General features: G+C 42.0%; 12 protein-coding genes. 5 read left to right on the plus strand and 7 right to left on the minus strand.

The window, feature by feature from the left end; translation table 11 throughout:
- Positions 1-9: 9 nt before the first annotated feature.
- Positions 10-1,329, minus strand: coding sequence for a TolC family protein (locus E2P86_RS13665; protein ID WP_134433550.1), 1,320 nt, complete (start codon positions 1,327-1,329; stop codon positions 10-12).
- 124 nt (positions 1,330-1,453) lie between these two features.
- On the opposite strand from E2P86_RS13665, the gene E2P86_RS13670 reads away from it, so the two are divergent.
- Positions 1,454-2,062 (plus strand): polysaccharide deacetylase family protein, encoded by a 609-nt coding sequence (locus E2P86_RS13670; protein ID WP_134433551.1) that lies wholly within the window; start codon positions 1,454-1,456, stop codon positions 2,060-2,062.
- Here the strand turns inward: E2P86_RS13670 and E2P86_RS13675 are convergent.
- Genes E2P86_RS13675 through E2P86_RS13700 form a run of 6 tightly spaced genes read right to left on the minus strand, consistent with a single transcriptional unit; the run spans position 2,059 to position 8,566 of the window.
- Positions 2,059-2,847: a DUF4249 domain-containing protein gene (locus E2P86_RS13675; protein WP_085471123.1), complete on the minus strand. Its 789-nt coding sequence runs from the start codon at positions 2,845-2,847 to the stop codon at positions 2,059-2,061. The genes E2P86_RS13670 and E2P86_RS13675 overlap by 4 nt on opposite strands.
- Before the next feature lie 4 nt (positions 2,848-2,851).
- Entirely contained in the window at positions 2,852-5,170 is a 2,319-nt protein-coding gene (locus E2P86_RS13680; RefSeq protein WP_085471124.1) for a TonB-dependent receptor, read from the minus strand.
- A 7-nt stretch (positions 5,171-5,177) separates the two neighbouring features.
- Complete coding sequence (locus E2P86_RS13685; RefSeq protein WP_134433552.1) at positions 5,178-5,990, minus strand: alpha/beta hydrolase; 813 nt, start codon at positions 5,988-5,990, stop codon at positions 5,178-5,180.
- A 13-nt stretch (positions 5,991-6,003) separates the two neighbouring features.
- On the minus strand, positions 6,004-6,921 hold the full coding sequence (locus E2P86_RS13690; RefSeq protein ID WP_134433553.1) for a hypothetical protein: 918 nt from the start codon (positions 6,919-6,921) through the stop codon (positions 6,004-6,006).
- Positions 6,893-7,312, minus strand: coding sequence for a SufE family protein (locus E2P86_RS13695; RefSeq protein WP_085471127.1), 420 nt, complete (start codon positions 7,310-7,312; stop codon positions 6,893-6,895). The genes E2P86_RS13690 and E2P86_RS13695 overlap by 29 nt, the downstream gene beginning before the upstream one ends.
- Before the next feature lie 12 nt (positions 7,313-7,324).
- Positions 7,325-8,566: a cysteine desulfurase gene (locus E2P86_RS13700; protein WP_317042122.1), complete on the minus strand. Its 1,242-nt coding sequence runs from the start codon at positions 8,564-8,566 to the stop codon at positions 7,325-7,327.
- Positions 8,567-8,688: 122 nt separating this feature from the next.
- On the opposite strand from E2P86_RS13700, the gene E2P86_RS13705 reads away from it, so the two are divergent.
- The 4 genes from E2P86_RS13705 (at position 8,689) to E2P86_RS13720 (ending at position 11,608) form a co-directional block, all read left to right on the plus strand.
- A complete protein-coding gene (locus E2P86_RS13705) occupies positions 8,689-9,684 on the plus strand; it encodes an acyl-ACP desaturase (protein ID WP_085471128.1) in 996 nt (331 codons plus the stop codon).
- Between the two features lie 75 nt (positions 9,685-9,759).
- Entirely contained in the window at positions 9,760-10,197 is a 438-nt protein-coding gene (locus E2P86_RS13710) for a MarR family winged helix-turn-helix transcriptional regulator (RefSeq protein WP_085471129.1), read from the plus strand.
- Between the two features lie 75 nt (positions 10,198-10,272).
- Complete coding sequence (locus E2P86_RS13715) at positions 10,273-11,277, plus strand: NAD(P)/FAD-dependent oxidoreductase (protein ID WP_085471130.1); 1,005 nt, start codon at positions 10,273-10,275, stop codon at positions 11,275-11,277.
- Position 11,278: 1 nt separating this feature from the next.
- Positions 11,279-11,608: a 2Fe-2S iron-sulfur cluster-binding protein gene (locus E2P86_RS13720; protein ID WP_085471131.1), complete on the plus strand. Its 330-nt coding sequence runs from the start codon at positions 11,279-11,281 to the stop codon at positions 11,606-11,608.
- Positions 11,609-11,624 lie beyond the last annotated feature (16 nt).

Raw genomic sequence — 11,624 nt, forward strand, 5'->3', positions numbered from 1 at the left:
AATATCTAATTAGAATGTAATTTGATTTCCTGTATAATAATCGATCACCTTGCCTCTGAACACCATTTCGTACTTCCGACGGATTACGTCGAATTCCGCTTTGTTCATATTCGTCTGTGCCGTAAATAATTCGATGGAGTTGGCCATCCCCACATTATAGCGTTCCCGTAAAGCCTCAAAAGCAACCTGCGATGCCTGATGCGCCACCTGCGAAGTTAAATACTGTTTATTCGCGGAACGTAAATCTAAAATAGCCTGCGCAATAGTCTTCTGTAGATTTCTCTTTTCAAGAGACTCGCTATTTTCAGCTTGTAGGTAATTGATTTTTGCCTTGCTAATCGCAATCTTTGTTCGGTTGTTATTGAAAATAGGCATCTCTAAACTAATGCCGCCGCGGAAAGATTTATTGTCGTTAAACTGATCCCAGAAAGGTGCCTTAAGGTTTGTCACAAGATCCTTAGCTTGCGATGAATAGTTGGTTCCATAACCACCGGACAAGCTTATCGTCGGGTAATACCCCCCCTTTGCGATATCAATATTTTTGAGGGCAAGCTCCTTGCTTTGTCCTGCTTTTTTAATCCCTGGTTGCGTGTTCAATGCATCCGCAAACACTTGCTCAAAAGTAATACCCGCATAATCCCCCATCAAGGCATCGATATCCGGCTTCACGATTGAAAATTTCGTATCCGGTGACACTTCCATCAGTTGTTTTAATGCTAATAGCGACAGCTCATACGCATTTTCCGATGTCATGATATTTAAATCATCCATCGCCACTTGATTTTTTGCTTGCGCTAAATCAGCAATCGTCTTATTACCGACATTAAACTGAATACTATCCTGACGGAGCTGCTCACGGGATAATTTGATCTGCCCTAACGCTGCTTCGTGCAACTCTTTGTTGGTGATTGCCTCCAGGTAGTTCGTTACCACAGACAAAATAAGATCATTCTTTACTTTATCTACCTCGGTTGCATCTATAGCAAGCTGTACTTTATTAGCACGAATTTGATTCACTTTCTGAAAGCCCTGGAACAATACAACACTGGATGATAAGCGCGCACTAGCACTACTGGTCCAATCGTTACCCCGAATAAGCTGCCCCGAAGTTTGGTCAAATGTTAGACCGTAGTTATAACTGTTATCCACACCAAACGATAAATTCGGGTACAGATTCGATTTCGCCTGGCGGAGATCCTGTTCGCTAAGTTGATAGCCAAACTGCGCCTGCTTGATCTGTAAGTTACGCGCCAAGGTCTGCTGAATCGCTTCTTGCAAGGTGATTTGCTCTTGTGCAAAACCCGAAGAAAACGACCCTAACAAACACATTACCAAAGATATAGTGAATATTGAAATATTTAGAATACGCCTATAAAGAGATCTTTTTATTACCATTTCTTAATTTAAGGATAAATGATTCCTAAATTTGGCATAAAAAATTGATATTGTCAACATGTATTTAATTAATGCTCCTTTTTTTTTAAGATGGTACTACGCCAAAGTAACGTTTAACCGACCCCGGAGCGAGAAGAAAATATATCTAACATTCGATGACGGTCCAATCCCGGAAATTACCCCCTTTATCTTGGATACACTAAAGGAACACGCCGTCCCCGGCACCTTCTTCTGTGTAGGCAACAATATCGATAAACACCCTGCGCTTTTTGCCCGACTGCTATCCGAAGGGCATACGATAGGAAACCATACCTACAACCACCTTAAAGGCTGGGAAACGGACGATGAGGTTTACTTAGACAATATAGCACGGTGTCAAGAACGTACCCAAACCAATCTATTTCGCCCGCCCTATGCACGTGCAAAAAAGAGTCAGCTTCGTCCCCTCTATGACAACTATGAAATCGTGTATTGGGACGTACTGTCAGGAGATTTCGATGAGTCTATCAGTCCGGAGAAATGTTATGAAAACGTCATTCGTTATACCAAGAATGGCTCTATCATTGTCTTTCACGACAATGTTAAAGCCATTCCACGCCTTACGTATGCTTTGCCCCGCGTCATCTCCTATTTCAAAGAAAAAGGATATGCTTTCGGCACGCTCTAAGGTAATTCAACTTTTAACGTATATTCTTTTCCCGAGGCCACTGAAAAGTAACCCAAGGCCTTATTGGAAATATTTGACGTCGGATTTCCCGGCGCAGCAGTTCCAGGGTTCGTCATCTGGAATTCATTCCAATACTTATAAACCGCCTTATCTACACAATAGCGTCGTACCACAATATCATCGCCAACAGTCAGATCGTTTTCACTATCTGCGATCTGATGGGTTACATAAAGACCATCATCAAATTTATCGCTTAAAGCAGAGGCAAATTCCATTCCTTTACCGTTGATAGAGACATCATATTTGTAATAGTTAGCAACATCTTTGGGATCGTTAAATTTGAACGTTGCAAAATAGTAAGGATCGCCAAATATACTCTCCTCCACTACGCCCACCGAATCCACATCGACATACGAAGGCATCGTACATTGCGACTCATACACAGATGCTCCAATCCGTACCGTTAGGTTATACGTACGATTAGCGACAGGTAGAAAGTTCCGATGCACATAGTTCCCATTATCGGTATACGTAAAATCATACACCCGCCCATTGCCATCGCGCACGCTCACGATTGCATCACTTACAGGTTTGGAGTTTTGCTCCGCCGTAAATGGCACTGTTTGCGAAATACGGATCCGCTGCATCCGATCTAAATCCGACAATTGTGCTTCGATGACAAAACGTGCATCGCCTTCGTTCAAGTCAATATCTATTTTGTCCTCACAAGAAGTGAGCAAGACAAAGCACAACACACTATATAGAAAGTATCTTAGATTCTTCATGTTCTTAGAATTTAAAATTCCAGGTTACCGATGGAATAGCGCCAAAAAGGGCTACCCGGTAGGCCTCTGTAATGTTCTTATTCGATTCGTTCTCTCTAAAGTCTATGATATAGGCATTTTTTCTATTGTATGCATTGTAAACACCAAAAGACCAACTCGATTTAAATCGTTTGTTTTCCTTATTTGGTTCATATGTCGCGGAGAGATCCAAGCGGTGATAATTAGGCATACGATAACCATTTCGTTCCGTGTAATAGAACATTGTTTTACCGTCCATCTCATATTTACCACTCGGGAAAGTTACCGCATTTCCGGTATTGAATACGAAAGTTGCACCCAATGTCCATTTTTTTGACAGCTCATAAATACCCACGACAGAAATATCATGCACCCTATCCTGACGGGCACGGAACCAGTTACCATCGTTTATGCCATCAAACTTACGTTCGCTTTTGGATAAGGTATAACTAATCCATCCGGTAAACCGACCTGTATTTTTACGCAAATACCATTCCGCACCATAAGCCCGCCCAATACCAAACAAGAGATCGCCTTCAAAGAATTTATTGGCCTGCAAATCGGCTCCATTTTTAAAATCGATCTGGTTATCCATAGCCTTGTAATAGGCTTCCACGGAAAACTCATAATCGTTATTCTTAAAATTCCGAAAATATCCTAAAGCCACCTGATTAGCAATTTGTGGTTTGATATTCAGACTGCTCACCACATATTGATCCGTAGGTAAGCTGGATGTTGTGTTCGTCAGCTGATGTAAATTTTGAGCCATCCGGTTAAAGGATGCTTTGATGCTACTTTTCTTGTTTAACAAGAAACTCGCTGAAAAACGGGGTTCCAACTGAAAATAGTGTTTTACAATCTTCGAACCATAATATTGCTCACTAATGGGCTCCCCATCACCATCAAACTCATAAAAACTACCTGGCCCCATGACCATAAAATCTGTTGCACGCAAGCCATAGATCATCGAAAGACGATCGGAAGGTTTCCATTCGTGCGACACATACCCAGCAACCTCCACTCCTTGTCGAGATCCTACATCTAGATCGTTAACTGTAGATCCTTCGCCCGCTTTTATTCGTGCAGGATGAATGGATTGTTGCAACCCCTGCACCCCAAAACGTAAAGTGCTGGTCGGAGAGCTATAGAATGAAAAATCTTGTTTTACATTCCAGTTTCTAATTTTTGATGCAATCTTAAAATCAGAGTTATCACTATTGACCATCACATTATAGGCGAAGTCACTGTAGATAAATGTGGTATTGCTGAACAAACGATCATTCAGGATATGATTCCAACGTACCGTTGCTGTGGCATTTCCCCAATCAAAACTAAATAAATCGGAATAACCCAGATCATCCTTCCCGAAGTAACCGGATAGATACAAGGTATTCTTTTCATCAAACTTATAGTTTACTTTGGCATTAAGGTCGTAAAAATAAAGCTTGCTCTTATTTACATCAGGGTCTTTGGAGAGCTTTAAAAACATATCCGCATAGGTTCTTCTACCGCTCAACATAAAGGAACTTTTGTCTTTAACAAGCGGGCCTTCTACTTTGAGGCGAGAAGCGATCAATCCCACACCACCTTCCGCGGTAAATTTCTTTTTGTTCCCGTCCAGCATAGCAATATCCAAAACCGAAGAAACCCGTCCACCAAAATGAGCCGGAATACCTCCTTTGTACAGCTGAACATCTTTAATCGCATCTGAATTAAATGTAGAAAAGAAACCCATCAAGTGCGAAGCATTGTAGACCGTGGCTTCATCCAGTAAGATTAAGTTTTGATCACCACCACCACCACGTACGTAGAAATTAGAAGATCCTTCACCTCCACTTTGCACACCGGGTAAAAGTTGGATAGTCTTCAAAAGATCTTTTTCACCAAACACAACCGGAATATTCTTTACCTCCTCCATCGTGAAATTCATGGCGCCCATTTGTGCGTTGGTGACATTTCCATCTCGCTTTTTTGCGGAGACCACGACTTCATCCAAGAGGTTATCGACTGCTCTTAACTCGATATCCATCCGTTTACTCGCTGTTAAAGCAAGCTCCACTACCTTACTCTCATACCCCACGTAACTTACGATCGCCCGATACGTCCCCGGCTGTGTAGACAGTGAATAAAAACCATAGTTATTTGTGCTGGTCGCCAGCTCAGTTTTTTCTAAAGCAACCAAAGCGCCAATTAGTGTCTCGCCACTACCGGCGTCGCGGACTACACCACTAAAAGTAACCTTCTGTTGCGCAAAACTACTCATCCCCACCATCAGCAGGACAAACAAAGAAACAATTCTAAACATCGGTCAATTATTTAGCAGCAGGCTTTTCTTGGAAACATTGATTAAAAAATGCCATTTGGAAATCAATCGATTTAGACCAATAGTTCCAATCGTGCTTTCCAGGCATTGTTAAGTAGTCATGTGCGACATTCATATAGGTTAATTTCTCATGCAGTGCATTGTTTACTCCGAAGAAAAAATCTTCCGTTCCGCAATCAATAAAAAGCTTGAGATTTCCTGGACGTATTTGATGGATAAGCTCAATTACCGTATGTTCATTCCAGGCCGTCTGGTTGTCATGGTATTCGCCTATTCTTTTTTTGATGCTCCAATTATTTGGAAAAGGACGAATATCGACCCCTCCCGACGTACTGCCTGCATTGGCAAACACATCTTGATGGCGAATCGCTAAATACAACGCACCATGTCCGCCCATACTGAGTCCCGTAATTCCTCGTTTTGTACGATCAGCCGGTGCACCATACTGCTGTTCGATATATGAAACCAATTCTTTCGACACAAATGTTTCATAACGATCGCCCGTTCCCTCAATATCCCAATACCAACTATCGTAACCACCATCCGGACAAACGATCAGGTATTCATTTTGATCTACCCAATTTTTAATCTGCGGGGTTTTATTGACCCAATTTCCATAATTGCCCGAGTAACCATGCAATAAATACAAAGTTGCTTTCGGCGCTCCCTTTTCTGGGGAAACAACAACAGTTTTAACTTTTTTCTTCATCGACGCACTGTAGACCTCGACTGTATCAACTTTAGCGGCATACACGGAACTGATGCCCAGTAGAAAAATGATTGCGGTTAATAATCTGCTCATTACGATATATAAATTAATCTATAGAATTAATGGAATAGCGATAAAGATAGGAATCTAATCCTAACGGTCGTTCACTTATTGTATAAAAAACAGAACTATCTTGATCAAAACAAATAGCCTCACCCTGAGGTTCAGGTTGGTACGGTAATTTTATTGGTTTTTGTTGCAGGGTCAAGACCACGGACACACCCAAATTTCGTTCCCATAAAAATACTTCCGTTAGGTTTTTTACGAGAATCCAACGTCCATCATCCGAGATATCAGCCGACGTAATAAAAGTAAAGGGAAGATTTGTCTTAGGTTCTAACAGGATTGATTCTGAAGGCGATTGCATGATATTTACCGCATACAGACCAACCTTAAAATCGCGTTTGCTGATCAGGTAACAGGTCAGGCTTTGTGGATCCACAAAAAGAGCTTCGGCATCTCTTGGTTTATCGGGATATCGCATCCGCAGCGTTCGTATCTTTTCTTTCGGGATATGTACGTCCTTTAAGCCGGCATGCCAATCTGGTTCTTCAAAAATATAGAGCTGTACTTCGTTTCTCACGGCCAGATTGTCACCGATATCAGCCACGACGAGGTAAGAACGTCCCTCCCATTTAAATTTGGCGATATCCTCTATATCTACCGCTTTGATGCCAGACAACCAATATGTGGTTTCAAGTGCCGCTTTATTATCGATTAGAAAAATCCGGGCACTGTCGCCGCTGTCATTATGCGTCCAAAATTTATTAGGATACTTATTGGATTGAATTAATCCCGACAACTCACCCAACGCACTATCTTTAACCTTCCCCAGGGTTTCCCGCGGGACAGTTTGTGCCGATACGGTCGATGCACAGACAAAGGTCTGAAGAAGTAAGAAGAAGAAAAAAGAGGTCGCCTGGCGACTGCAACGATTAAGATGCAGCCTGCAACGCGATAGCATAGAGCTTCATTTGCTTAACCATCGACAATAGACCATTAGCTCGCGTCGGAGAAAGATGCTCCTTTAACCCGATTTGATCGATAAAATACAGATCTGCTTTGGCAATATCTTGTGGTGTTTGTCCCGAAAGCACCTTCACCATCAGACTAACCAAACCTTTTGTTATAATCGCATCACTATCTGCGGTAAAATAGATTTTACCATCTTTCAGCTCTGGAAACAACCACACCTTTGACTGACAACCTTTAATAATATACTCTTCTGTTTTATATTGCTCCTCAATCAAAGGAACTTCTTTACCGAGCTGGATGATATATTCATACTTTTCCATCCAATCTTGATAAAAAGCAAAATCTTCTATCAGCTCGTCTTGTATTTCGTTTATCTGCATGTTCTAATAACGTTATAAAAGCATTTTTAATGCTCTCTTCAACCCTTCTACTAAAGTATCGACCTCGGCTTTGGTATTGTACATCGCCAACGACATACGGACCGTTCCTGGAATACCAAATCGCTCCATCACGGGCTGCGCACAATGATGCCCTGTACGCACGGCAATACCCAACTTATCTAAGATAACGCCAATATCGTAAGGGTGGGTACCATCCACCACAAAAGAAATAACAGAAGACTTCTGTGCGGCTGTACCAATGAAACGCACCCCCTCGACCTGAGACAGCTCTGCGGTTGCATACGCCAAAAGTTCATCTTCATACGCTTTAATTTGCTCCAGGCCCAACTCGTTTAGGTAATCTATGGCTTCTCCTAAACAAATACCAGCTTCGATATTCGGTGTTCCAGCTTCAAATTTAAAAGGGAGTTCATTGTACGTTGTCTTCTCAAAGCTCACTTCCTTAATCATATCCCCTCCACCTTGATAAGGTGGCATTGCGTTTAAAAGAGCCTCTTTACCGTAAAGCACTCCGACCCCTGTCGGACCATACATCTTATGCCCCGAGAATACCAAAAAGTCTACATCGAGAGCCTGCACATCAACGGCCATGTGTTGCACAGCCTGTGCCGCATCCAACAATACGGGAACCTGATGTTCATGCGCAATATCGATCATCTCTTTAACCGGATTAATCGTACCTAATGCATTGGAAACATAAGTAAAGGTGGCTATTTTGGTTTTTGATGAGAATAAAGATTTGTACACATCAAGATCAAGCTCTCCACGATCGTTCATCGGAATAACTTTTAAAACGCATCCCTTTTCATCACACAACATTTGCCAAGGCACAATATTCGAGTGATGCTCCATCGCCGAAACAATAATTTCATCACCTTCACCGATAAATTTACGTCCATAGCAGGTTGCAACCATATTGATCGATTCCGTCGTGCCTTTGGTTATAATAACCTCATGCTCGTGTTCCGCATGGATAAAAGCCTGCAATTTACGGCGGGTAACCTCAAAGGCATCCGTTGAAATCTGACTTAAATAATGCACGCCACGATGCACATTACTGTTCATTTGTTCATAATAATGCGCGACGGCATCAATCACCTGCTTAGGTTTTTGTGTCGTTGCGCCATTATCAAAATAAACAAGCGGCTTACCGTTCACCTCCCGCTGTAAAATCGGGAAATCGGCACGTATTTTTTCTATATTGATAGCTTTCAAAATCTCCTTTGTATTCATGATGAAAGACAAAGTTACTATAATAAGAAAAAAAACAGGTCAATACCATGTATTCTTTTTGTAAAGAGAAGAAAAATTAATCCGCACTACTTTCCTTCAATTTGGTTACCTTTGTTATTGATATGCAAGATTTACCATTAAATATACCCGAAGGATCGAGGAAAGAGGTTATGACTTATTTGGAGCCCTTCATGCTCAACGAAATGAGTGAATACCTTAAACCTGTGGAGGAGATGTGGCAACCGGCAGATTTTCTACCTGATTCTTCGCGCGACACTTTTTTTGAAGAGGTACGGGATTTACAGGAAAGTGCAAAAGAGCTCCCTTATGATCTTGTCGCGGTTTTAATTGGTGATACGATAACAGAAGAAGCACTTCCAACCTACGAATCGTGGCTTACAATGGTAGAGGACGTGGAGAAAAACGAACAAGGTGGGTGGATGAAATGGGTACGCGCCTGGACGGCCGAAGAAAACCGACATGGCGACTTGCTCAACAAATACCTTTATTTATCGGGACGTATTGATATGCGTCAGTTTGAAATGTCGACGCAATACCTCATCCAAGATGGTTTTGATATCGGAACGGGCGCCGATCCTTACCGGAATTTTATTTACACCTCCTTTCAAGAGATCGCAACCAACGTATCGCATAGACGTGTGGCTGGTATATCGAAAAAATCTGGCGATAAATTACTCGCCAAAATGTGCGGTGTAATTGCGGCCGATGAAGCGAGACATGCTAAGGCATACATGTCTTTCATCTCACATGCAATGGTCGTTGACCCGAGTGAAGTCATGTTGGCTTTTGAAGATATGATGCGCAAAAAAATCGTTATGCCCGCCCATTTCCTACGCGAAGCAGGAGAACCTCAAGGCGAAGCTTTTGCACACTTTTCAGATGCAGCACAGCGCCTAGAGGTATACACAGCCTTAGATTATGTCGATATACTCAAAGAACTGAATGATGCCTGGAAAATTGACCAGGTGACAGGTCTGAATGAGAAAGGTGAAAAAGCACGGGATTATCTCATGAAGTTACCAGATCGTTTAACCCGATTGGCTGAACGCATAAAAATCCCTGAAATGCAGTATAAATTCAAATGGATATACGGATAAAAGCTTGAGTAATCTCAAGCTTTTTTTGTTTCCTCATATTTTCTCCTTAAATTAGTTGTCACACTAATATTTGTTATGCTAATAGAGAAATTTAGCCAATACTCTTTTATTTTAGACCGTACAGCACGTAAGGTAAAACAATATGCGCAAGCCACCTTTACGCAACAAGATTTTGATATAACGATCGACCAATGGGCCGTCATAAAGATTCTATACAATGCGGATCCCATGACACAAAAGGAGCTATCAGAGGAGTCGAGCAAGGATCAACCCACGCTTACTCGCATCATTGATCTGCTTATTAAAAAAAATCTTGTACGCCGAATAGAACATCCTACCGACCGCCGTTGTTTACTACTACAGTTAACAACCGAAGGGAAAGCAAAAGTAGAACAATTAAGTCCGGCTGTTGCGTCCATCCGAATGAAGGCATGGGAAAATCTTTCCGAAGAAGATTTCGCCCACTTCACACGTATTTTGAACACCATACATCAGAATTTGGACAAAGGGTAAAGGAGTAAAGAGAGTTAAGGGGTTAAAACGGCAAAGGACAATGAAATCACATACAATACATAAATTAAAATACATATGATAACAACAGATATATGCATTATTGGAGCTGGTCCTGTAGGATTGTTCGCGGTTTTCGAAGCAGGTTTACTGAAAATGAGATGCCATCTGATTGATGTTCTTCCTCAGGTTGGCGGCCAGCTTTCCGAGATATATCCGCACAAACCCATATATGATATCCCGGGTTACCCAACAATTAAAGCACAGGAATTAATTACCAATCAGATGGAACAGATAGCTCCTTTCGAGCCTACCTTTACATTGGGAGAGCGTGTCGAGGAACTGATTAAACAAGCCGATGGCTCCTACCATGTTATTGGATCAGACGGCACAGTAATTCACTGTCAGGTAGTCGTTATTGCAGGAGGTCTGGGGTGTTTCGAACCTCGCAAGCCTGAACTCGCCAACCTAGCGCATTTTGAAGGTAAAAATGTGCACTATATGGTTAAGGATCCGGAACAATTTCGGGATAAAAAGATTGTTATCGCCGGTGGTGGAGACTCCGCACTCGATTGGACAGTTTTCTTAGCTGATATTGCTAAAGAGGTTACCCTCGTGCATCGCAGTGACTCCTTCCGAGGAGCGCCAGACTCCGCTGAAAAAGTATACAACATGGCACAAGAAGGAAAAGTAAACTTACTCTTGTCGCACAACCTTGTTTCCTTAAATGGAAATGGCAAACTAGAGAGCATTTCTTTAACAAACAAACAAAAGGAAGAGCTCACTGTCCCGACCGAGCATTTTATTCCTCTTTATGGATTAAGTCCCAAACTCGGACCCATTGCCAACTGGGGCCTAAATATTGACAAAAATGCTATCGTGGTGGACACCTTTGATTACTCCACCAATGTGGAGCGTATTTTTGCGATTGGCGACATCAATACATACCCCGGTAAACTTAAGCTAATCCTGTGTGGATACCATGAGGCTGCGCTTATGTGTCAAAGTGCATTTAAGTATGTTTATCCGGATCAGAAACTAAGTTTTAAGTATACCACCGTAAATGGCATCAACGCTTTCTAACATGGAAAATATCATAACAATATCGGTGGAGGACCGAGATGGAACGGTGCAGGAAATTGAAGTTCCAACAGACATCAATCTAAGCTTGATGGAGCTCTTAAAAGCTTCAGAGTATGAGGTTTTAGCCACCTGTGGTGGAATGGCATTATGCGCAACCTGCCACGTACAAGTCGTATCAGGAGGCGATCACCTCCACCCTGCTGAAGATCAAGAACTCGACATGTTGGACACCTTACCTGACGCTGATGACGATAGCAGACTGGCGTGTCAGTTACGATTAACAAATGACGATAATGGTCTTTATGTAAAAATTAAAGGAGCTTTACAATAAGGTAACGAATAATGTG

This window comes from Sphingobacterium psychroaquaticum, from assembly GCF_004421025.1.
Classification (GTDB): Bacteria; Bacteroidota; Bacteroidia; order Sphingobacteriales; family Sphingobacteriaceae; genus Sphingobacterium; species Sphingobacterium psychroaquaticum.